This window comes from Micromonospora inyonensis, assembly GCF_900091415.1.
Taxonomy (GTDB): domain Bacteria; phylum Actinomycetota; class Actinomycetes; order Mycobacteriales; family Micromonosporaceae; genus Micromonospora; species Micromonospora inyonensis.
The window spans coordinates 2,235,822-2,259,015 of the sequence record NZ_FMHU01000001.1 but is presented as its reverse complement, the minus strand read 5'-3'; the positions used below and the strand labels follow the sequence as shown (position 1 = coordinate 2,259,015).

Sequence of the window (23,194 nt, the reverse complement as noted above, 5' to 3'; positions counted from 1 at the left end):
AACTGGATACCGATCCCATGTGCTGAACTTGACATCCTGGGGTTGGGCAACACGACCGGCTGCTGCTCGACTGCATGCAGGTCCTCCTCGCCGCCAGCGCTGTTGCCGGATTTGTCCGGCAACAGCGCTCCTCGAACAGCGCCAGCTGCACGGCAGCCTGTAGGCGTTCACGGCGGACGATGGCCCGCATTCCGGCCAGCCAGCCGTCGCCCAGCCACAAGTCCGATCAGCTCATTGACCTACGCATGTGACATTTTCGGTCGCCGACCAGTCGACGGAGTACCCCACCCGCCGGTCGGTGTTCTAGCTGGTGAGCCGGTCGAGTATCGCGTGGGTCGTCGCTTCGTTGCCGCCGCGCGCCGAACCTCGACCCCGGACACTCAGCCCGGAGGTCCTGGCAAGGGCTAGCCTGTGAGGCCAACTCTGAGATGTCGATGCCATAGGACGAGACTCGTGATAACCGCTGAACTGAAGAGCAAGGTGGACCGCATCTGGGATGCCTTCCGGGCGGGCGGCATCTCCAACCCGCTGGAGGTAATCGAGCAAATCACCTACCTGCTCTTCATCAAGGAACTGGACGAGACTGAGACGCGGGAGAGGAAGAGGGCGGAGCGCTCCCCGAGCGCCTCGGTCAACCTAAGGTTCCAGCCGGATCAGGAAGACCTCCGATGGTCCCGGCTCAAGGACCGGGCCCCGGAGACGATGTACCAGATCGTCGCGCACCAGGTGTTCCCGTACCTCCAGCAGCTCGGCAGCGACGGGTCGGCCTACTCGCACAACATGCGGGATGCCCGATTCACCATCCCCAGCCCGGCCTTGCTCGCTCGTGTGGTCGAGATGATCGACCAGATTCCGATGGCGGACCGGGACACCAAGGGTGACCTCTACGAGTACATGATCAGCAAGATCGCCATGGACGGTCACTACGGACAGTTCCGTACCTCCCGGCACATCATCCAGCTCATGGTCGAGATGACGGCTCCCACGCCGTCCGACCAGATCTGCGATCCGGCCTGCGGCACTGGAGGCTTCCTCGTCGAGGCTGGCGAGCACATCCGGCGGGTCCACCCAGACGTGCTGCACGACGTGGTGCAGCGGAAGCACTTCCACGAGAGCATGTTCCACGGCTTCGACTTCGACAGCACGATGCTGCGAATTGGCAGCATGAATATGCTGATGCACGGCGTGGAGAACCCCGACATCCGCTACCGAGACTCGCTAGCCGAGAGCGTCGGCAGCGAGTCGGAGAAGTACTCGCTGATCCTGGCCAACCCACCCTTTGCCGGCAGCATCGACTACGAAAGCACGTCCAAGGATCTCCAGCGGATCGTCAAGACCAAAAAGACGGAGCTTCTGTTCCTTGCCCTCTTCCTCCGGCTACTCAAGCCCGGCGGCCGTGCCGCCGTCATCGTGCCCGAGGGCGTGCTCTTCGGATCGAGCAGGGCACACAAGGAACTGCGCCGGATGCTGGTCGAGGACCAGAGGCTCGACGGTGTGGTGAAGCTGCCGAGCAGCGCCTTCAAGCCATACTCCAGCATTTCTACGGCGATCCTGCTTTTCACCAAGACCAACAGCGGCGGCACCGACAACGTCTGGTTCTACGAGGTGACCGCCGACGGCTGGAGTTTGAACGGCAAGCGCACGCAGCTGCTGCCTGCCGAGAAGCTTGGAGCAGTGCCTCAGGTGGCCTTGACGGAGGACGAGCACGCGAAAAACAGCCTGCCGGACGCCCTAAGGCGATGGTTCCATCGAGACACCACCGAGCTTGCGCGGGAGCGGACTGAACAAAGCTTCTGCGTACCCAAGCCCGAGATCATCGAACAGGGATATGATCTTAGCTTTAACCGGTACAGGATGGTCGTCCACGAGGCGGCAGAAGCCATGGAGCACGGTCCCGGGCAATATCAGGTTGCAGATACGAGAAATGCTTCAACATCTGATGGCCAGGCTGGCCCGCATAATCTGTCCGACGACCTCGGCTTTATCCGTTGGGATGACTCGGACCGAGCATTCGTCGGCCGGCTCTGGGATGTCTTCGCGGAGTCAAATCAGCTTACACCGCAGTCAAGGCTGTTTGACATTGGGGAACAGGCGGCTCAACCGCCGGAAACCAGCTCACCGCAATTTGCTTCCACCACACCTGATAGCGCCCGTACCACCGATCAGGGCGGACCCGACAACGTTCGCTACCGGCAGACATCAGTCGAATCCGGACAGTTGCTGGAAGAGGCAACGGCTCGGCTTTTTGCGCACTTCTTCTCGTTGAGTCCAGAGAACCGAGGCGACCTGATCGGCGGTATCCGGCAACAGTCCTCGGGCTCGCAGTTCGGATATGACGTCAAGATTACCTGCACGGTGGCCGGAAGCTCGAAGGTTGTGTGCCACGTAGAGTGCAAGAACTTCGCGAGGTCGAGCCGTGTCGCCCTCCGGGACGTTGCCGATAAACTCATGCAGAACAAGATGCACTATCGGGATGCGCCTTTTGACCACTGGATCCTTATCTCGCCACACGCAGATCCCTCTAATGAACTGCAGTTGATGCTTGATCACTGGAACCGGGTTGGAGAATTCCCATTCAATGTGCAGGTGTGGAGTCCGCAGACCGGCATTCGCGAATTCTTCTCCTTGGAACCTAGCCTGTACGAGGCGCTTTATGGAGTGGCCCCACCCGAATCAGTACAGAGCATCGTCGATATCATCCGCGACCGGCTCGCGCCCCGCGTACGCTTAGCCCCAGTGTGGCAGAACTATCTCCGCCTACCCGCGCAGCACTGTATCGGTAGCGAGCGGGCCGACCACTTCGCCGATTTGATGAATAACCATGTTAACGTCAGGGCCACGGATGTCAACGGCTCGGTCCTTGACGGCACCCTGTTGGACCGAGTGCTTGCATGGATGGATGGGCCGAGCAGTGGCAACCTTCTACTGCTCGCCGACTTCGGTGAGGGGAAAAGTTTCTTCACGTACATGCTCAGCCGTCGCCTTTGCGAGGATTTTCTCACCGACCCGAACTCTGGCGTCATTCCCCTGCGCATCCCACTCGGGCGGTTCAAGACTGTCCGAGACGGGCGTCTGCTGTTGAAGCAGCGGCTCGATGAAATCGGCGCGACGCTCGCCGAATGGCGTGACCTAACTGCCTCGAACCGCTGCCTGGCAATCCTCGATGGGTTCGATGAGATGTCTACCAGCCTATCCAACGAGGACATTGAGGAGAACATCGCCGGCCTCGAGTCATGCCTTGCGGAGTTGACCGGCCCGCAACTACGAATCATCGTGACCTCACGTGGCCGTGTCCTAGATGTAGGGCGTAATCGTGCACGGATCCTCGACCGCTTGGACCAGCCGCACATATTACACCTATCGCCGGTGCCGCGCGCCGACCGCATCCGCTACCTTGAGAGCTTCATGAATGATCCGCAGGATGAGCAGCGACTCAGTGCTCTGCGTGCTCTGTACGACCCAGTCGGCCTCGCCGCAAAGCCTCTCTTTCTGCAAATGATCCGTGAAACTCTTGCGGACCTCCCAAGAAACAAGTTCAGTGAACTCATCCTTTACCGTACCTATGTGCACAAGAGCCTGTCGCGGAAGCTTGATTACCTTCGGGCAGGGCAGGTTACCAACAACGAGCTGATCGAGAATCTTCTGCGAATCCTGGAGAGGATCGCCGTTCAGCTACAGACTTCAGATCAGCCCTACGTCTATCTCCGCGATGCGGGCGAGGCCGACAGGAGATTGGCCGAGATGCTATGGCAGACACGCGATGGTGTCGCGCAGCCGGCCTCAGGCGACGGGATTGACGCGACAGCTCGTGTCAGTATCCGGTCCTTGCTGAAGGCTGCGTCCGCACCAGAAGAACCTCGCTGGCCGGTCACCTTCTTCCACCGCTCCATGCAGGAGTACTTCGTGGCGTGCGCACTGGTTCGAATGCTCCACGAAGACCGCGAGAAGGCCCGGAACGTTCTTGACAGTCTGCCTCCTCTGCCGGAGATCATCCACTTCACCGCGTCAATGATTCGCGAACTGCCCGACACAGCGGCGATCTGGGACCTGCTCGAGAGCTTTACCCGATCGGCTACCGTGAAGCTCCAAACCACCTATCTCGGCGGTCACGCGATCACACTGCTGCATACCAGCGGTGGCCCGGTGCCGAAGGATGACTGCTCCCGATTGCGGCTCGACTACGCCAACTTGAACGGCGCCGACCTCAGTAACGCACGGCTCGTCAGCGCCTCGCTGCGGAACGCCAACCTGGACAACGCCAACCTTGAGTTCGCCGACCTTAGTGAAGCTGATCTAGAAGGCGTACGGCTGGAGGAAACCTCAACTGTGGTGGATCTGGCTGTTCTCGATAATCTAGGAGTTGCAGCAGGATATGACGATCGGTCGATAAGGATATGGCAACGGAAACCCGGCGGCCAGTGGGGGACCCAGCTTGTGGGCCATGCCAGCCATGCTATCGAACGCATCCAGGTAACACCTCGTGGTCGATTGCTCGTTTTTGGCGATAACCAGCTTAGTGTGCTCTCACGAGAAGGATCCGGGTGGATTTGTGATACCAGATTTGCGACGAATTCGGCACTGCGCCCACCTGCTGCAGGGCCGACGACAATCCTCTATGAGGAGGAACTATCCGGAGGAGTTACGAGGATAGCTTGGATGGAGCTGACAAGCTTGGATCGGTACAGGCTTGAAGCCGCAGATGAAACCGTAGTGTGCTATGCACAGCTCGATGGTCGGGCTTCTGCCGTCGCTCACGAGTCAGAGGTGCAGTTGGCGCTATGGGTCGAGGACGGCGCTAGGTTGGCAGCACGGATCGACCTCCGCAGCGTCAACTGCATGGACATCCGGTCGTCGCCACAAGGAGGGCTCCTCCTGGTTTGCGGGCACCGAAATGGCGATATCACATTGCTCCAGTACAAGCTGGACAGGGTCAACCCGTGCTGGCGCAGCCGCCGGCACGAAGCAATGATCACATCGGTGGTGTTTGTCGGCGACGACTGCATCGTCAGCGGAGGCATCGACGGTTCGGTTAAGGTTACGATGGTCGCCACGGGCATCGCTCCCGATGAAGAGCCGGTCATGCGTCTCACTCTGCGCTGTACTGGCGTCAGATACGACGGCGTGCAGACCGAGCGCGAACGTCAATTGCTTGCAGCAGCTGCGGCAGGTCGACCAAGGTAGGGGCAGGAGTCACGTCTGCGGGTGTCGTGCGTGATACGTCTCCGCCGGAGCTGTCGTACCGGTGCGCCATCATGGTCGTCGGGGCCCCGTCAGGAGGCGGGTGACGGCGGAAGGAGTGGCACGACCAAGTGGGGCCAACCAACCGCGGGTACGCCAGCCCTTACTCCACGGGCGGTGGCGGGACCACCTTGGAACATGCATACGGGGCGGTGTTGCTAGCCGCGTTATTGCTGCGGCATCCCGTTGTCGGTCTCGGCGACGAGTTCACCGTTCGTGAGGTCCGGTTCCAGCAAGGCGCCACATGCCCTGTCGACGATCTCGTCGTGCTCGGCGACTGCCCGCCGGTCTCGCGCACCATGTATATCGGGGTCCGTCGAACGCCGACCATCGGGGGCGGCAACGCCTCCTTCGTCACACTCCTAGGCCGTGTGTCATAAGTGCCCGTGGTCCTGGCTGTGAGGTTGATCGGCTGGGCGTGTCGGTGATCGATATGCGGTGAGGTCTCCGGTAGATGGGTTATCGACCAAGACAACCATCTGCACGGAGACCTCGTGGCCAGCGTAGCGGTGACGAGGCGGCACGACCTGACTGACGCGCAGTTTGCGGTGTTGGAGCCGCTGCTGCCCAGACCGAAGAAGGCAGGTCGACCGCCGAAGTGGAGCAAGCGGCAGCTCATTGACGGGATCAGGTGGCGGGTCCGCACGGGTGCGCCGTGGCGGGACGTGCCGGACTGCTACGGGCACTGGCGCACGGTGTACGGGCTGTACCGGCGCTGGCAGCGGGCCGGTGTGTGGGCGCGGATCCTGGCCGGGTTGCAGGGTAGGGCCGACGCGGTCGGGTTGATCACCTGGGACGTGAGCGTGGACTCCACGATCGCCCGGGCGCATCAGCACGCCGCCGGTGCCCGCCGGGACAGTCACACGCAGGTCGAGCCGCCGGGCGGCAGTGACGCCGTCGAGCCGGCCGATCACGCGCTGGGCCGCTCGCGTGGCGGTCTGACGACGAAGCTGCACCTGGCCTGCGAGCAGGGCCGCATGGTGCTGGCGTTCGTCATCACCGGTGGGCAGCGCGGCGACAGCCCGCAGTTCACCACGGTGCTGCACCGCATCCGGGTGCCTCGCCTCGGCGTCGGCCGACCCCGGTGCCGGCCGGACCGGGTCCTGGCCGACAAGGCGTACAGCAGCAAGGCCAACCGGAGCTACCTGCGCCGGCGCGGCATCGGCTGCGTCATCCCGGTCAAGGCCGACCAGGCCGCGAACCGACGCAAGAAGGGCTCGGCGGGTGGCCGTCCACCCGCCTTCGACCCCAGCGCATACCGGCAGCGTCACGCCGTGGAGTGCGGCATCAACCTGCTCAAACAGCACCGTGCCGTGGCCACCCGATACGACAAGCTCGCCGTGCGGTACGAAGCCACCGCCACCATCAGCATGATCGACATCTGGCTCCGACGCCTCGAACGGCACTTATGACACACGGCCTAATGGACTACCTGAGGATGGTGAGCGACCGGCATGGCGGGTTCGACACCGACAGCGAACGGCTCGGGCTGGCCGTCGCTGCCCCGCACGCCGGCGCCGTCGAGGTGGCACAGCTGGCATCGCTGGCGCGCCGGCAGCCGGACAGCCCCGCGTTCCGCGCAGCCGTTGTCGCGCCGCGGGCAACTAACGCCAAGGTTCGTGCACGGCTAAAGAACCTTGACGACGCGGTGACAGCAGCAGCTGCGCAAGGCGGTATATCGCTGCGGGACACCGCGGCCCGGGACGCGCTAACGTGGCGGCTGCTGAAGGCTCTGCGCATCATCGAACTGCGGCTGGAAGGTGACGACCAGGCCGACCGCACCGGTGTGGTCAGCCGGCTGGTGTCGCTGGCGGGTGATCCGGCGCGAGCCGTGGCGGTCTGGCGACGGCTGCGGGAGCTGTCGGCCGAGTACGCGCAGACAGCCGCGACCGTGACCTACGAGATGGTGGTGCGCGACGTCGCCACCGTCGTGTCGATCAGCCCGCTGACGTCGGCTTCCACTCCGGTCGGTGTACGGGACGAGCAGATGTATGAGCGGCTGCGGCAGTTGCCGGCGCTGAACGGCCCCCGGTTACTCGCGGCCTGGCGCGACGACCAGACCCTGGCGTGGCGACTGATCACCGCGGTGACCTCCGTCGAGGACCGCCCCGGCGAGGTGCTGCGGCAGTGGCAGGCCAGCCGACCGGTATGGCTGGTCACGGCCTCCTGGCAGGTTCAACTCGCCGCCGGTGAACTGGCCGCCTCCTATGGCGCCCGCATCCTGGCGGTGGACCTGTTCACGGCCGCGGCGAGTCAGGGTGCTCCGCGCCGTGCCTTTTGGCTCGCTCGCGCTGCCATGATCTACGACGAGAACGGCGGCGACGGACGGCCGGCCGCGCTTGCGTGCCTGCCGACATTGTTGGCGGACAGCGAGCCATATGCCGGTGCAGTGGTGGCGCTGCTCGGCGGTGACCGGGACACCGCAGCGCGCATCGTCGGAGCGTGGGCACCCGAGGAGCCGAGCGACCAAACCCTTCGAGCGGTACTTCGCCTCCGGCTCGCCGCACCGGCTGACGCGCACGCTGTGTTGGATCGCCACACCATCGACCGCGGCCTGCACGTGCTCGCCGAGGCGCTGCGCGACCAGTGGGCGGCCGGCTTGGCCGTGGCCCGCGCCCAGATGCTGATCACCCGCGCCCGTCGGGGCGAGTCGCCGAACTGGGACGTCGACCTGCGCGAGGCCCGGTCCCTGGCGATCCGAGCCCGTGATGATCGACGCGCCTACCGCGGCGACAGCGCGGAGGCGGTCGCGGTGGCCTGCCACGCGAGTATGCTGCTCATGGATCTACGCCGAGTCCTCGAGCTCGGTGCCCCCGACGGTGAGGCGAACGCCTACGAGGCAGCCTCGGCGGAGGTGTGCCAGTGCGTCGCCATCGCAGCGATCCAGATCGGTCAGCTCGACCTGGCCCGGCAACGCGCCGAACATGTCCCCGACGGGCCTGGGAAGGCGCGGATCGACGCCTACCTGGCGCAGGCCGACGGGCAGGACCCGCAGCCGCACTGGTGGCGGGCTGCCGAACTGGCGGGCGGTAGCGACGAGCAGCTCGCTCAGGCGCTGCTAGGCCTAGCCCAGATCGGCGTCGACGGGCTGGCCCGGTACCCAGCCTTCGCCCACCGCCACCCGGATGAGGCTGTCGAACTGCGCGCCATGACGGAGCTGGCCGCCGGCCGGCCCGGGTCGGCCATCGTGCAGCTGCGCGATCGTCGACGCTCGTCGGTCACCGCCGCGCTCAACCTCGCGCAGGCGTACCAGGCAGCCGGCCAGATTGACGATCAGGTCCAGACCCTCCGCGACGCCGCAGACCACTTCGGTGACCGATCGCTGCGCCACTCCGCAGCGGAGGTCCTCGCCCGCGCCGGGCGCACCGCTGAGGCCGAACAGGAACTCGATGCGCTGCTCGCCGCAGCGGAACCGGATTGGAGTGGCAGGGCTGACGCGCTGCGGCTGGCGGCGCAACTCGCCAACGATAGTGGCGGGTTGGACCGCCTCTGCCATCTGCTGCGCACGGTGGTGCAGATCGAGCCGGAGGACATGAGGTCCCGCTGGGCGCTAATCCGCACCCAGATGAACCGTGGCGACGTCACCGAAGCGTGGCGGGCCCTGCACGAGGCACCCCAACCGCTCGACCCGTCGAACACCGCCGACGCCCGAGCCTGGATACAGCTGCACCGTCGACGGGGACAGCAGGTGGAGACCGTCACGGGATGCCTGCGCCTGCTGCGCCGCTTCGGCGACGACGAACAATTCGTCGCGTTCGCGCTGATGAACCTGATGCTTCCGTGGCCGGAATCCGTGGAACTGCCCGACCGGCTCCGCGCTCAGCTCGCCGCGGAGTCGGAACAATTCTTTCAACGTTGGCCCGACAGCCGGTACCTACGCCGCTTGCAGAGCTCCAACCTCGACCAGCTGCGAACCGACATGATCGTCATGATGCGTCGCACCAGCGACCAGCAGCTGGTCTGGCGCCGCCTCGCGCGCAGCCTTGCTCGTGGCCAAGTTCCGCTCGCCGTGCTCGCGGCGGCGGGCCGGCGCAGCTACGCCGAGATCTGTCTGCGCCGCGGCGACGGCGTCCTACCTGCCCACGTCCCCGACCACCGCGAGTTCAACGCCTGCGTCAAGGCGGCGCAGGCGGCCGAAGACCACGACGTCGTGATCGACACACCGGCGGCCACGGTACTACTCACGCTGCCCGACAACGTCCGTCGCGCCGCGATGAGTCGATTCGCTCGAGTTTTGACCACCGACGACGTCATGCTCGACTCCCTCGCCGCCGAGGACACCCTGGCGCTCCGGACCACCGGCTCCTTGCGGTACGAGGACCAACATGATCGCCTACTGCTGGACGAGACCACCGAAGCCGAAGGGGACCGGCTGGCCCAAGACGCCAGAGGGCTCCACGCCGCGATCGAGGCGCTTACCCGCCGGACCGCCCCACTCACCGGACGTACCTTCGACGAGCCAATGCCCGGCCCGTTTGGCGTCTGGGTGTCGCCTCTCGACCTCGCGCGCGCGGAACATGCCGTGCTCTGGAGCGACGACCCAGCCCTTCGTGCCCTCGCCCGCGGCACCGGCGTCCGGGCTGCATCCACCTTGGCCGTCCTGCACCAGTTGGTCACAACCGGTGCGATCACCGAGGACCAGCACGAACACTGCATCAGACGACTGATCAAGGCCCGTATCGGTCACATCCCGCTTGATGAGCGGCGCCTGCTCGAGCTCGCCGAGGAGGACAACTGGCACGCTACCGCCGTTGCCGCAGCACTCGCTCGGCCGACGACTTGGGCCGACGCGCGCCGCACCTTGACGTTCTACCAACACGTCACCAATCAGGTCCGAACCCATGCACCGGCCACACTCCATGACTGGCTCTACTGTGCCGTGCGCGGTGCCAACACGTTCCTTGCAAGGCCAGCCCCAGCGGCCGGCGTTGCCGCCTGCCTGCTCGCCACCACGATCGAGATCGCCGCCGCCCAAGGTAAACAGGTCGACCATCTGGTCGCTGCGACTCGCCAGGCTCTCGCCGACACCGATGACCCCGACGGAATCCCAGCGGCAGACCCCCTGCCCATCGCCGCCGTCCTCCTACGGGACGCTCACGCCAAAGGCTCGTCACACAAACTCGCCACCTGTTTCGTCATCGAGACTTTCGCCGCGCTCAGCGAGATCGACAAGGACATCCTCATCCGGGTGCTTCTTGAGTAACAGGGTGAACTGCCGACAGTGCGTGGCTGTTGGACGACGGTCCCCATCGAAGTGTCCGGCCGAGAGGGGTCACTCCACTACCGGTTAAGAACTCTGGTGTGGACGCGTGCCAACAGAAAGGTCGCTGTAGCCCAACGTCACCTTCCTACAGGGACCGCCCGCAACTTCAACCAGGGCAAGCACTCCACCGTGTGGATCTCCATCGCATCCGTGCAGGTCAGGTAAGTGTCACAAAGTTCGTTCCGCGCCCGACGGGCCGCGTGTCCACCTCGGCCAGCGGATGCGGGATGACTGAGCGCACCGACTGGGATACTTGCGCAGTGATAATTGACCAGCCGCCGCAGAGCGACGCGGACCTCGTCAGCCGGTACGGTGACTTGCGCAACCAGGTCGGCGGGATGAGTGAGTCGTTGCGTGGGATGCGGTTCAACGCCCTGCTCGCGAACGCGCTCGTCCGCGACGGGATCGAGGCCGACGCCGATCAGCGGGGTCCGCACGGCGAGGTCGATGTCGCGTTCTGCTACGACGGCACATGGTGGCTGCTGGAGGCGAAGTGGTACGCCGACCCGGTCAATGAGCCATTCCGCGCAAGGGGCTGACTACTGGAGGTAGTCATGTTGTGCGGGTGTGCTCGATGTGGAGGATGACGAGGGCCGCGGCGACGATCTTTCCGATCCGCCATGGGTCCAGGCTGATGTTGCGTAGCGCCTTGAAGGTTGTCTTGAGCAGCGAGTTGCCGCGTTCGCCGATCGCGCGGACGCTGTTGTGGGCCTTGTTCAGCTGCTGTTGTGCCAGGGTGAGCTGGCCGCCTTTGGGTCTTTTGAACGCGACGGTGATCGTGTCGGACTCGCCCTCGTAGCCGAGGTCGCCGAGGGTGCGTAGGTCGTCGCCGGCGTTGGCCAGGGTCGGCAGGATCTCGGTGTGGGCGCGCAGCGCGGTGGTGTCATGTTCGCGGCCGGGCCGCACGGGCGAGGTCCAGATCGGCCAGCCGTCGCCGACGGTGACGACCTGGACGTTGCCGCCATGGTTGTCGTGTTTGCCGGACCACCAGAGGTCAACGCCGGGGGTGGGGCCTGGGGTGCGACACCGGTCGGTCTCGATCAGCATCCCGTCGATGTTGACGTGGCCGTGGCCGGCGGCTTTCGCGGCCAGCAGCGCTCCGTGCAGGCTCGGCGAGCGGGCCGCGAGCACGTCGATGCCTTCGTGGAGGTAGTCGTAGCCGGTTGACTTGCCGATGGCGTTGTCCTGGGCCAGTTGCCTCATCCGGGTGCCGTCCAGGAACCAGCGAAGGACCAGTATCGCCTGGTCTCGCACTGACAGTGAACGGGTGTTGGCGCGGGTGCCGCGCCGGACGCGTTCGTTCGTCAGCAGGTTGGCCAGAAAGCTCACGGTCTCCTCGCGTGCTGGCAGCACCGCGGTGTATGTGACACTCATCGTCGACGCAGAACCCTTATGAAGTTGATCTTTGGAAGGACCACCTTCATACCGGGGTTCTGCGTCTTCTCGTTGCACGACACCAGATCCGGCGTGTCACCGCCCCGGCCGACGGTCGGTTACCCAGCGCAACCCTTCGTTACGCGGAATGACTCAATGACGAGCCGTTGCGTCACCTGTGCGATGTGCTGACCGAGCGGCGGCCGGGCACCGTGGGGATTCTCGCGTCGTGGTCTGGGTTCGCCACCAGCGCGCTACGGCGGGCCGAGCGCTCCCGCAACGTCGTGCTGCTCGACCGCACCCACCTGGAAGCATTGATCAGCGGCACGGTGTCGGGGCCCGAGTTGATCGGGGCGGTGAACCGATCGCTGTCGGTGTTCGGCCGCCCGCACCTGCCGTTGGCGGCGCTGCTGCGCTCACGGCGTCCGACGCCGGAACTGCTACGGCGGGGCAGCCCGGACGGGTTCACCCCGGCAGCCGTCGCAGCACCCGACGCGGTAGATCCAACTGTCATCGCGTACGGCCCCATGCTTGCCGGCATCGCCAGCGATGGCAGCCGGCTCTTCGTCACGGTGAATGACGGCGTAGTGGATCTTGCATTGGGTGGCCGGTCGCAGTTTCGCCGACGTCTGGAACTTACCGACTGTGTCGGCAGCCCGTTGGCCACCGCCGATGGTGATCTCTTCGTGGTGCGCAGCGGTGGCGTCCTGCGTAGCCGGGAGGACGAGCTGACGGTGGTCGCGGGCGGTTTCGCGCGTCCGCCGGTACTCGTACCTGGACCGGAGGGTACGCCGTGGCTCCTCGACCGCTACACCGTCGGCTGGCCCGGCAAGGAGCACGCCAGCTTGGTGCAGATCGGGGAGGGACTCGGCGACGAGCAGCGGTGGCCGGCTGGGCTCCCGGCGGGCGCCTGTGAGGGGGCATGTTGGCTCCGTGAACGCACGTTCTTCGTCCTCGGTGACGGGAGCAGTGCGGTCATCGATGTCGACACCGGCGAGTACCGGTGGGTGATCACGCCGGTCGGTCGGCCGCAAGGCCTGATTCGCCTCGACGAGCGCCGGGTCCTGATCGTCGGTGCCGACCGCCACGTCCTCGTCGCGGTCCTCGACACCGCCACGGGGCAGGCCACGCCGCCGACGCCGGTCAACCTCACCGGCCCAGTACGCGGAGCAGCGCGCGTCGGTGATGCGCTGCTCATCATCGCCGGCGCCCCAGTCGACCATGCGACCGTCGTACTGGTGATCGCTCGCCTCGACCTCGCCAACCTGGTGTAGACGGCAGCCGAATCTTCCCCGGCTCAGCGCGGATCGAGGAGGAGGCCCGTCAGTAGCGTAAAGAGAGTGCCCTCGTGCCCCGTTCGCTGAAGGCCCGCGCTCGCGGCTTTTGGAGAACTAACTTTGACAGGAACGGAAGCCGCTTCACCTCTGTCAACATGGAGGCCAGGGTCTGGGCACGGCAGTGGTTATTAGGCGTCGTTGCCGTCCGCGTTGCCGTCAAACGAGACCATAAACCTGGGGAGCTGTCATGTGGTGCCTGACGCCGGGATCTCGGCGGATGAGTGGGGACGCCTCTAGGCCGCCGCCGCACCTCCATGGCCGGACGAGAAGTGGCGATGTATTTGTGCAATCCTTCGGATTGGAATCGCAGAGAGGCCCTCCAGCCAGAACAAGGGCGAGGCGGAGGCAGGGACATCCAGGATTCCACAAGTCATCCGTAGATATTCGGCAGGCTTTCCTTCGCATTCATCAAGAAATGGTTGTATTTCCTGAACTCAGCTAGCCGCTGCGCAAGCAACTCAGCAGGCACACCGAGTTCCAGCAAGATGCGTCCGGTCAACAGCCATCGGAGCGACTTATGCAATGCCGCATAGCCAAGAATTTTAGCCTCGTCACTTTCCTTACTCACGAGGAAATGCGCAAAGCCGTTTCGCGCATCGCAAACAGCCGACTTCCATTTGCCCGGCTTTCCGGTAACACCAGGCATCGCAGACGAGACATCCTCTGAAAGCTGCCTCAGTCGCTGCGGGAAGCTCACATCCCACAGGTATGTTCCCATAGCGCTCCGCAAGACTTCCTTTGCCGCAGGATTGAGGTCCAACTCCTTCAGTGCTTCTAGCGCCTCGCTCGTTTCCTGCTCCGTTAGCCTGCGAGAGCCTGGATACAACCTTCGGTGAATGCCTTCCGCCGCTGCCGCCAACTCCAGCAAGAGACTCTCAACGGCTCTGCCCGTCGCTTGGACTGCATCAGCCACTACGTATGGGAGTGGCGCCAACCTATGCGCAAGATCAAACCAGGCTGCAAGTCTCTCCAACCCGAGTTCGCTCCGAGTGAGCAGAGCTGGCTCGTCAATCTTCGGCGACCTGACATCTGACGGGTCGGACACCAATCCAGGCATGTGAACTCGGTACCACTTACCAGATGCGACGTCTTGCACCTCGAACTCAGTCGGCTTGCAGGCCTTATCGTGCAGTAGCGTCAGGAGGGCACTGGCCGAGAGAACAAATCTTGCCCATGCCGCTCGAACTGTGACACCTTCATCCAACTCTACTTTTAAATACGTACGCGTGAGAATATAGGCACCCGCTACACGCAAAGGTGAGATAGCACTAGCCGCCTCAAGCGTAAGGTGGCCATCACCGCCAGGAAGTGGAACGACGATCGGTTCTGGCATGGCGTAGTTCATCGAAACGGTACGATTATGCGGATCAGGATTGATCGCCATCGACAGACCCGACAATTGCGCCCATGCATCTTGGAAGCACAGCCGAAAGTGAAGCGCCGAGAACGGCACGTCAGCGTCTTGCGCATGCACGCCAAGGATCGCGTACTCGCCTTCAAGAATCTGCTGCTGTAGGCCACCAGACGACCCATCCGACCACGTGGAAAGCACGTCTCCCGTTTTGTGCACTTGATACGCATCTATAACGGTGACACGTCGGGCGATCCCTAGAACCTCACCGTAGAGCGTCTGCGGTTTGGGAGGTGGTGCATTAACAAATTGGCTTATGCCCGGCACCCCGCTCGGCACTTCACGAACGGAGGACGAGAGAGCCCCATGCAGTTCGACGCGGGGCCGCTCGCCGGTAAGGTCAAGGCGCCCGGGAACCACCAAGTCGGGATTATTCGCAAACCAAAATTGTCCGATCATCAGACGCTCATTGCTTGGCACCCCAGAAGCCTCCCCGCACGATGCCTGAAATCCACTCACATGCCTTAGCGACGGTTTGGCTTTTGGATCCAATCAACAGAAATACCGTTTAGAATGCGGGCGGCTTCGCGAATCGAGTGCTCTGAAGCGTGGGGGAACTCCTCGCGTAGTACCTCATCCGCGTCGTACGGCCCATCACCTTGATACTGGTAGCCACCCTCCGCACCGTCGTACGGCAATTGATTGGCCGGATCCTCATAGGCATCAAGGAACCAGCTGACCATGTCATCCACAGAGAAATACTGTCCTGATGCCATGCGCTTGGCTATGTCAACCAGGAAGGAAACGTCTTCATTAGAGGGCTCTATCGGGCTACCCTGATGGGCAATCTCGTGGCGAACACGCCGGAGATGAGTTAGACGCGAAAAGTCCGCCTCGTCAACATGACCAAGGCTGCATAGCTGTCCTAGCGCTTGCCATGGAAGAAAACCGGCTCGCGACTCTTGCAGTATGCTCTCCAAAGAGAAATGCGTAATCGCTGCTTCGAGCGCCGCCCAAGCTAGTAAGAAGCTGCCACGCGCCGAGTGTGGGTAAATCCGTACTGCCTCAACGGCGAACTGTTCCACATTATCTGGCAGTGGTGGGCTTTCAGCGAGGTCACCAAGCCAATAGACTTGGAGGCGCGCATTAGGGATGCCTTCAGCCAGACGTGCCAACTGTTGGAGCGCATCATGCTCAACCGTGTCCCGTGATGCAATTTCGCCGATAAGCATTTCGTCGCCACGCCGCGCAACGAAATCAGCGACTAAACCGCTTGGCAGGGTTCGGTCCTCTATCGTCACAGTCCAACCAGCCAGCCGCAACTCCTCAACAACATGCTGCAGTCGGTTGGCAAAGAGATTGGCCCTGCGCTTAGGACTCATGGCAGCCTCCCTGGCGAGGGAGGCGATTCGATCCTGACATGCACAAAAGGCCCATTTGAGACGAATCCTGCAGCTTGCGCCGGTGTCATGCCCCTCACCTCGTACTGACCGTTGACGTCGCGAAGATGTCCGTGGCAGTCGAGAAGCTGCTCATCATCGACGTACACGAGGCCGTTGAGGGCGTCCTGGATCGGCTTCAGCATGTTGTCCACGTCCAACGGCGGGGCGCTGTCGTGGTAACAGGTGACGTGGATCTGGAGCTTGTCCTGAAGGGGCGGACTGTCGGCTGGCCATGCTGCTTCGGCTGCAGCCCGTACGAAGCCTTCCAACGCGCACGGCTCGTCGACTTGGCCTGCACCGACACCGGCACACCAAGCACGACGAAGTCCCATGGCAGGGAAGGCACGTAGCGATCCTATGTGGCTTGACCACCAACTCAGCACCACCCCACGCCCGGCACGCTGCCGACCACAGTAACTAGCAACAGCCCAGGTTCCACGTGCCCCGGCTCCACCGCTGCCTGCAGTACAAAGACCCAAGCCATGAGCCACCCCCGCTTTCATGGAGCTTTTTGATCATGGTCTGATGGCCGTGGGGGAGGAAGTCGTCCGTGGCAGCACCGAAGAAACTCGCCACGCTGCTGACCCAAGCACTTGCGGCACCGTAGACTAACGCGGCGCGGCAACTTTGCGAGATCTCGGCAAGGACGCGTCGAACCGACCAAGGCAGTGCCTGAGCAGGACTTACACCTGTTCTGCTGATCTTCGACAAGCGAGCACAGCAACGGGCGCGTGCGACCCAATAATGGGAAAACCGAATAAGAACCCGCAGGCCATCAGCCAATGGGTACAGATGGAGCGTCGTCTTAGGAAACCGATGCTCTATCCCCTGAGCTACGAGGGCGCGAGTGCCCAGTCTAGCGACCTGCGGGTTCACCTGGGGTGGCAGGGAGTGGCCCGCGTTCACCCACGTCACCCGGACCCCTGTTCTCCCAGCCCAGGACCACACCCGAGTCTCCATGTGACTCCGGTTGATCTTGGTGGGCAGGTTGGAGCGGCCGGCGGGACCGGGGGCGCGTCGGCCGGAAGCGGGTTGGTTCAGGCTGCGGCGCGGATCTCTGGTGCTGGTCGGGTGAATGAGCCTTTCCGCGTAACGGTGTGAGTGCGGCGCGTAGCGGCGTTGGTGGGCGGTGCGGACACGCCCGGACCCGTTGTGGTGCAAGGGAAAGACGCAGAGCCCCGGTATGAAGTGGTCCTTCCACAGATCAACTTCAGTAGGGGCCCTGCGTCGCCATGAGTGTCACATACACCGCCGAGCTGTCCGTGCGCGAGGAGACCGTGTTGTTCCTGTCCGGGCTTCTGCATGGGCAACGGCAGCGGCTCGGGACCCGTTCCGGGACGCGGTCGCTGAGCTGCTTCAAGCAGGCGATCCTGGTGATCCGCTGGTTCCTCGACGGCACTCGGGTCAAGCAGTTGGCCATCGACAACCAGGTCAGCTCGTCGACCGGCTACGCCTACCTGCACGAGGGCATCCGGGTCCTCGCCGCGCACGCGCCGGGCCTGGAATCGGTGCTGTTGGCGGCGAAGATGGCCGGCTACGCCCACGTGAACATCGACGGGACCCTGATCGAGACCGACCGGTGCCGCACACCGGGGCCGACGCCGGGAGTGGACCTCTGGTGGTCCGGCAAACACGACAACCACGGCGGTAACGTGCAGGTCATCACCGCCCCGGACGGGTGGCCGCTGTGGACCTCACCAGTGCGTCCCGGCCGGGAACATGACACGACCGCCCTGCGCGAACACGGCATCCTGCCCCTGCTGACCGCCTGGACCAACGACCAGCGGCGGGTTCTCGGCGACCTTGGCTACGAAGGCGAAGCCGACACGATCACGACCGCGTTCAAGAAGCCGCGCAACGGCACCTGCACCGACGTGCAGCAGCAGTTCAACAAGGCCCACAACGGTGTCCGCGCCATCGGCGAACGCGGAAACTCCCTGCTCAAGACCACCTTCAAAGCGCTGCGCAACGTCAGCCTGTGCCCGTGGAACATCGGCAGGATCACCGCGGCGGCCCTCGTGCTCCTGCACGTCGAGCACAACCGCACAACCTGATCACCCAACGCCACGACCCGTTACGCGGAAAGGCTCAATGTCTTGCGGTCCCGTACGAGTGCCCAGAGGACGTCGACGCGTCGTCGGGCGAGGGCGAGCATGGCTTGGCGGTGGTGTTTGCCTTCGGCGCGTTTCTTCTCGTAGTAGGCGCGGGAGGTGGGGCATTCCCGGACGGCGGTGAAGGCGGCCATCCACAGGATGTGTCGCAGCCTGCGGTGGTAGCGGCGGGGCTGGCGATGGTTACCGGAAACCGTTCCGGAGTCGCGGGAAATCGGTGCCAGGCCGGCGTGGGCGGCGAGTTTCGCCGGGCTGTCGTATTCGGTCATACCGGCGGTGTGGACAAGCAGTTCGGCGGTGAGCAGGGGGCCCATGCCGGGCAGACTCCCGACGATCGGCGCCAGAGGGTGCTGGTCGAGCTGCTCGGCGATGAGGTCGTCGACGGCGGCGATGCGCTGCTCGAGAGCGAGGATCTCGGTGGCCATCTGCCCGACCACCACGGCGGCGGCGCGTTGGCCTGGCAGCGTGACGGTCTGCTGCCGCGCTGCGGCGACCATCGCCTCGGCGACCTGGACGGCGTTCTTGACATGGCCGCGCCGGAGCAGGGCGGTGATCCGGTCGACGCCGACGTGCCGGATCGCCGCCGGGGTCTGCCAGCAGGCGAGCACCATCATCGGGCCCTTCCGGTTCAGGTCCACGGCCCGTTCGAGCGCGGGGCTGATCCCGGTGAGCAGCTCCTGGAGGCGGAACAGGGTGGCGACGCGCTGCCCGACGAGGTCAGCGCGGTAGCCGGTCAGGACGGTGAGTTCGGCGAGGAGCCGGTCGGAGACCTGCCGCCGCCACAGCAGGGTCAGCAGCAGCGCGGACAGGCCGGTAGTGACGTCCACCGCCCAGCAGACAGGACGGCCGTGTGTCGAGACCTCGGCCATGACGGCGAGCAGAGAGGCTTCGTCGTTGGCGACGCGACGGGAGTAGACGAGCCGGCCGTCACCGTCGACGGCGGCCACGTGGTGGTGGGTCTTGCCGATGTCCACGCCGATCCACAGCGTCCCCACCGTCTCGCCTCTCCGTCGTTGATCGGTTCTCTCGGATGGCCCTCGTCTGCGGGTTCGGGATTGCCGGCACCTTCTAGCGATGCGATCAGGTCGCGGGTCTCCATCAGCGGTCTACCGGATTCACAGACGACGAAGCGGCGGGTGGCATCTCCTACCGTCAGCCAACAAAGTTCGGCGAAACACACGCAGCCATACCCACCGCTTCCCGGGCAACAGGGTCTACGGCTACCGGTGCCGCGCCCGTTCAACCAGCCCACCCACAAGGCGGGAGCGGGGGGCACCTCGATCGTCAGCCACAGGCACGGCGGAACACACAGAGCCATCCCCACTCCCGGCCCTACGGGCACGGCAGCGCCAGCCTGCCGCCGTCGCCGGCAGACACCTCGGACACGATGTGCGAGACCCCGTAGAGCATCAGCCCTTCCATCGAGCGCGGGGAAAGTCTGCGGTGTGACTGCCCATAACGGCCGCCGGCCGTTCTGCGACCAGCCTGATTCCCACGCCAACCGTCGCTGCAGCCGCTTGAATAGTGGTGTGCAGGTCAGCAAGGACGGGCGGAGTTGGCGCATCGGCGCTGCCGCCGACGTGAGTTGGATCGCTGGTCACACCACTGCCGGCGTCTCGGTCACCACCGCCATCCCTCCGATCTTCGACGCCTACGCCACCACGTACCAGGCCGACGACGTCACCGCCGCCGCCTACGAGAACGTCCTGATCGAGGACCTCAGCATGTACACTCCCGACCAGCCATGGTGGGTGGCTTACCTCGACACCGGCGCCCACGACGTCGTCTTCCCCGACGCCCCGAGGGTGTCGCTCAACTGGAACTGGCCGTACGTGCTGGTCGAGGCCGGCCCCCAGCAAGCCCTCACCTGGCGCACCGGCGGTCACATGCGCCACCCTCACGGAGCGCTACCCGACCTGTTCTTCCCTACGGACCGCTCATGGCTGGTCTCCGCACTCTGGGACGACACCTGGACCTGCGTCGGCGGCCCGGCACCACTGATCCACACCCTCGAACGCGACCCCGTGGCCAACGCACGCCGGGTCCAACCCGACGAGGACTCGCTGCCACCGGGGCTGACCCGCGAGTGACGACTAGCTTGATCTTTAACCTGTGCGGCGCGGCCGGGGATTGGCCGATTTCTTCTTCGAAGAGGTTGTCTTCCTGGTCGCGTTGCTGGTGGCGATGTGGACGTCGTAGCGGCGGGTGGGATGGCGGTTGGGTCGTCCGGGTGGGCGGCCGGGTCCTGGTCGGGTGGGTTTCGGTGCACCGGCGGGACAGGGGCTGTTGGCGCGCAGGTGCCGAAATCCGCGGCGGACCCGGGCGGGGGTGAGCCGTTCGGGTGGGGCTGGTCGTTCCCAGGGGCGACGCAGGTCGGAGGCGAGGGGGCGGGCTAGCCGTAGCTGGGTGTAGGCGGCGATGATCAGCCAGGTCCAGCGGTCGGCGGCGTGCGGGTCGCGCAGTTTCGGCACGCACCAGCCGAGGGTCTGCTTGAGCAGCCGGAAGGTGTGTTCGATGTCGAAACGGCGTAGGAACGCCTGCCACAGCAGGTCGATCATGGTCGGGTCGGGGTTGTCGCCGCCGGACTGGTGGCCGAGGCCGGTGAACCACCACAGCCAGACCGGCTTCGCGGTCGCGCCGGAGGGCAGCCGTTGCACGTCCAGGCGGATGAGGGTGCCTTCCAGGATGGGCAGCTCAGGGCAGTCGGCCCAGGCGGCGCGGCGGGTCAGCCTGGGGTGCAGCCGGTGCCAGGCACGGGCGGTCGCGGTGCCGTAGAGGCGGGTCTCGGTCACGGTGGTGACGTCCGGGGTGCCCCAGCTGGCCGGGTCGCCGAAGATGAACTCGCTGCCATGCCGTGGTGGCCGACCGCACTTGGGGCCCGGTATCCATGGCCCCGGCGGGCGGCGCAGCACCCGGTCGGATCGCATCCGGGCCAGGACGCGTACCGGCAGGTCCCGTAGCAGCCAGGCCAGCCGGGCCGCGTCGTAGCCGGCATCCATCACCACCCAGACCGCCGGGTCACCAGGCTGCCAGTGCCCGGCGGTGATCAGTCGGTCCACCACCGCGCGCAGCTGCTCGGCGGTGACCGCGGCCAGCTCGGTGCCCGGGGCCAGCCGGACCGCGTCCAGCGGCGCGGTCCACGAACTGCGCCCGGACTCCAGGGCCACCACAAACGAGTACGGCCAGCCCGGCACACCGATGTGCTGGTCTTTGCCACGGCCGTAGGTGTGGCACAGGATCCGCTCCGGCACGGTGTGCGCTTCCGGCCGCAGCCAGCAGGTGACATCCACGGCCAGGACGATCCGCCCGTCGGCGGCCCGTGGCATCGGCATCGAGGCCACCACGGTCCGCAACCGTTCCACATCGATCCGACCGGCGCCAAGCGCGTCGTACAACGCGCCGTGACCTCGACGGTGCTCCGCCACCAGGGACAAGGCCGGCAGCGACCGTACCGGCCCGTCCGCGCACAACACCGCGTCGGCCAACTCGAACAGCGCATCAGCTCTGGCGCTCAGACAGCGATGCAGTTCCGTACGGAACGTCGCGAGGTCCCCAACCGCGCTTCCACGCCCGGCGTCATGCACACTGATCATCCCGCAGCCCTTGGTCCCGATCTTCTTCCCCAGACAAGAGGAATGATCGATCAAGGGCTGCGGCCATGATCGCCCGGGGGGCGATGCAACCGACCCCAGGTTAAAGATCAAGCTAGTGTGCTGAGTCGTTAATTCGTTGGCAATATGCGGCGATCGTTTCGAGGATGTTGTCTGCCGTCTTGGTCCACACGAACGGTTTCGGGTCGGCGTTCCACGCCTCGATCCAGGCGGTGACGTCGGCTTCCAGTGCGGCGATACTGCGGTGGGTCGATCGGCGGAGTTTGCGGTTGGTTAGCTCGGCGAACCAGCGCTCGACGAGGTTGAGCCAGGACGAGTAGGTCGGGGTGAAGTGCAGGTGGAACCGGGGGTGCTTGAGTAGCCACTGCCCGATGGCGGGCGTCTTGTGGGTGGCGTAGTTGTCCAGCACGAGATGCAGCTCCAGGTCGGGCGGGGTTGCCCGGTCGATGGTGCGCAGGAAGCGCAGGAACTCCTGGTGGCGGTGTTTGCGTTGGGTTTGGCCGATGACCTTGCCGGTGGCCACGTCGAGGGCGGCGAACAGGCTGGTGGTGCCGTGGCGGACGTAGTCGTGGGTCACCCGGCCGGGGACACCGGGCAGCATCGGCAGCATCGGCGCGGTCCGATCCAGGGCCTGGATCTGCGATTTCTCGTCCACGGCGAGGACCATGGCGGCCTCCGGCGGGTCCAGGTACAGCCCGACGATGTCGCGGACCTTGTCGATGAACAGCGGGTCGGTCGACAGCTTCCAACTCTGGACCTGGTGCGGTTTGAGGCCGAACGCCCGCCAGATCCGCGAGACCGCGGTCTGGTTCAGCCCCACCGCCGTGGCCATCGACCGCGTCGACCAATGACTGTCCTGATCGGGCGGCAGCTCCTCGAGCGTCTTCGTGATCACGGCCTCGACCTGGGCGTCGCCGATCTTCCGTGGCGCGCCCGGTCGCGGCTCGTCGCGCAGCCCGTCCACCCGATCGGCCACGAACCGCTTACGCCACTTGCCGACCGTCGGCAGCGACACCCCAAGCCGGCGAGACACCTCGCTGTTGGACAGGCCTTCCGCGCAGGCGAGGACGATCCGCGCCCGCACCGCCAGCGCCTGCGTCGTCTTCGGCCGCCGAGCCAGCCCTCGTAGCGCCTCCCGCTCCTCGGCGGTCAACTCCAGCGGCGCCAGCTTCGGACCACGGCCATCACCCATACCCGCAATCTACCAACGAATTAACGACTCAGCACACTAGGCCGTGTGTCATAAGTGCCCGTGGTCCTGGCTGTGAGGTAGATCGGCTGGGCGTGTCGGTGATCGATACGCGGTGAGGTCTCCGGTAGATGGGTTATCGACCAAGACAACCATCTGCACGGAGACCTCGTGGCCAGCGTAGCGGTGACGAGGCGGCACGACCTGACTGACGCGCAGTTTGCGCCGTGAGGCGCTGTTGATTCGAGTGGAGGTGGAAGTCCTTCATCGCTGTCCCT

Annotated in this window: 14 protein-coding genes; 7 read left to right on the top strand and 7 right to left on the bottom strand. The window is 64.8% G+C overall.

Annotated features, from left to right (window positions below; translation table 11 throughout):
- The first annotated feature begins 453 nt into the window (after positions 1-453).
- The 4 genes from GA0074694_RS10205 to GA0074694_RS10185 all read left to right on the top strand — a co-directional run bounded on the left by GA0074694_RS10205 (position 454) and on the right by GA0074694_RS10185 (position 11,040).
- Positions 454-5,181 (top strand): N-6 DNA methylase, encoded by a 4,728-nt coding sequence (locus GA0074694_RS10205; RefSeq protein WP_091456065.1) that lies wholly within the window; start codon positions 454-456, stop codon positions 5,179-5,181.
- Positions 5,182-5,732: 551 nt separating this feature from the next.
- Positions 5,733-6,650: an IS5 family transposase gene (locus GA0074694_RS10195; protein ID WP_091453098.1), complete on the top strand. Its 918-nt coding sequence runs from the start codon at positions 5,733-5,735 to the stop codon at positions 6,648-6,650.
- An 11-nt stretch (positions 6,651-6,661) separates the two neighbouring features.
- Positions 6,662-10,441: a PIN domain-containing protein gene (locus GA0074694_RS10190; RefSeq protein WP_091456057.1), complete on the top strand. Its 3,780-nt coding sequence runs from the start codon at positions 6,662-6,664 to the stop codon at positions 10,439-10,441.
- A gap of 287 nt (positions 10,442-10,728) precedes the next feature.
- The gene (locus GA0074694_RS10185) at positions 10,729-11,040 is read left to right on the top strand and encodes a hypothetical protein (protein ID WP_091456053.1); all 312 of its coding nucleotides are present in this window, start codon (positions 10,729-10,731) and stop codon (positions 11,038-11,040) included.
- Positions 11,041-11,053: 13 nt separating this feature from the next.
- Here the strand turns inward: GA0074694_RS10185 and GA0074694_RS10180 are convergent, their stop codons facing one another.
- Positions 11,054-11,875: a transposase family protein gene (locus GA0074694_RS10180; RefSeq protein ID WP_091453025.1), complete on the bottom strand. Its 822-nt coding sequence runs from the start codon at positions 11,873-11,875 to the stop codon at positions 11,054-11,056.
- 167 nt (positions 11,876-12,042) lie between these two features.
- Here GA0074694_RS10180 and GA0074694_RS10175 point away from each other — a divergent pair, with 167 nt between their 5' ends.
- The gene (locus GA0074694_RS10175; RefSeq protein ID WP_141714029.1) at positions 12,043-13,149 is read left to right on the top strand and encodes a hypothetical protein; all 1,107 of its coding nucleotides are present in this window, start codon (positions 12,043-12,045) and stop codon (positions 13,147-13,149) included.
- A gap of 433 nt (positions 13,150-13,582) precedes the next feature.
- Here GA0074694_RS10175 and GA0074694_RS30820 read toward each other — a convergent pair whose 3' ends face one another.
- Genes GA0074694_RS30820 through GA0074694_RS31550 form a run of 3 tightly spaced genes read right to left on the bottom strand, consistent with a single transcriptional unit; the run spans position 13,583 to position 16,337 of the window.
- Positions 13,583-15,043: an ApeA N-terminal domain 1-containing protein gene (locus GA0074694_RS30820; RefSeq protein WP_141714027.1), complete on the bottom strand. Its 1,461-nt coding sequence runs from the start codon at positions 15,041-15,043 to the stop codon at positions 13,583-13,585.
- Positions 15,044-15,087: 44 nt separating this feature from the next.
- The gene (locus tag GA0074694_RS30815; RefSeq protein WP_141714025.1) at positions 15,088-15,945 is read right to left on the bottom strand and encodes a hypothetical protein; all 858 of its coding nucleotides are present in this window, start codon (positions 15,943-15,945) and stop codon (positions 15,088-15,090) included.
- On the bottom strand, positions 15,942-16,337 hold the full coding sequence (locus GA0074694_RS31550; RefSeq protein WP_245714624.1) for a RusA family crossover junction endodeoxyribonuclease: 396 nt from the start codon (positions 16,335-16,337) through the stop codon (positions 15,942-15,944). Before GA0074694_RS31550 ends, GA0074694_RS30815 begins: the two co-directional genes overlap by 4 nt.
- A 900-nt stretch (positions 16,338-17,237) precedes the next feature.
- Between GA0074694_RS31550 and GA0074694_RS10165 the strand changes: the two genes are divergently transcribed.
- Positions 17,238-18,059, top strand: coding sequence for an HARBI1 family protein (locus tag GA0074694_RS10165; RefSeq protein ID WP_091456042.1), 822 nt, complete (start codon positions 17,238-17,240; stop codon positions 18,057-18,059).
- 20 nt (positions 18,060-18,079) lie between these two features.
- Here GA0074694_RS10165 and GA0074694_RS10160 read toward each other — a convergent pair whose 3' ends face one another.
- Complete coding sequence (locus GA0074694_RS10160; RefSeq protein ID WP_091456038.1) at positions 18,080-19,111, bottom strand: IS110 family transposase; 1,032 nt, start codon at positions 19,109-19,111, stop codon at positions 18,080-18,082.
- A gap of 534 nt (positions 19,112-19,645) precedes the next feature.
- Here GA0074694_RS10160 and GA0074694_RS31545 point away from each other — a divergent pair.
- Complete coding sequence (locus GA0074694_RS31545) at positions 19,646-20,206, top strand: hypothetical protein (RefSeq protein WP_176737845.1); 561 nt, start codon at positions 19,646-19,648, stop codon at positions 20,204-20,206.
- Positions 20,207-20,221: 15 nt separating this feature from the next.
- On the opposite strand, the gene GA0074694_RS10145 is transcribed toward GA0074694_RS31545, so the two are convergent.
- On the bottom strand, positions 20,222-21,709 hold the full coding sequence (locus tag GA0074694_RS10145) for an NF041680 family putative transposase (protein ID WP_091456034.1): 1,488 nt from the start codon (positions 21,707-21,709) through the stop codon (positions 20,222-20,224).
- 112 nt (positions 21,710-21,821) lie between these two features.
- Positions 21,822-22,919 (bottom strand): IS630 family transposase, encoded by a 1,098-nt coding sequence (locus GA0074694_RS10140; protein ID WP_091456031.1) that lies wholly within the window; start codon positions 22,917-22,919, stop codon positions 21,822-21,824.
- Positions 22,920-23,194: the final 275 nt, after the last annotated feature.

Coding starts and splice junctions, on each gene's coding strand:
- GA0074694_RS10190 (WP_091456057.1), top strand. CDS start 6,662: ATGGACTACCTGAGGATGGTGAGCGACCGGCATGGCGGGTTCGACACC.
- GA0074694_RS10185 (WP_091456053.1), top strand. CDS start 10,729: ATGACTGAGCGCACCGACTGGGATACTTGCGCAGTGATAATTGACCAG.
- GA0074694_RS10180 (WP_091453025.1), bottom strand. CDS start 11,875: ATGAGTGTCACATACACCGCGGTGCTGCCAGCACGCGAGGAGACCGTG.
- GA0074694_RS30815 (WP_141714025.1), bottom strand. CDS start 15,945: ATGAGTCCTAAGCGCAGGGCCAATCTCTTTGCCAACCGACTGCAGCAT.
- GA0074694_RS31550 (WP_245714624.1), bottom strand. CDS start 16,337: ATGGGACTTCGTCGTGCTTGGTGTGCCGGTGTCGGTGCAGGCCAAGTC.
- GA0074694_RS10165 (WP_091456042.1), top strand. CDS start 17,238: ATGAGTGTCACATACACCGCCGAGCTGTCCGTGCGCGAGGAGACCGTG.
- GA0074694_RS10145 (WP_091456034.1), bottom strand. CDS start 21,709: ATGATCAGTGTGCATGACGCCGGGCGTGGAAGCGCGGTTGGGGACCTC.
- GA0074694_RS10140 (WP_091456031.1), bottom strand. CDS start 22,919: ATGGGTGATGGCCGTGGTCCGAAGCTGGCGCCGCTGGAGTTGACCGCC.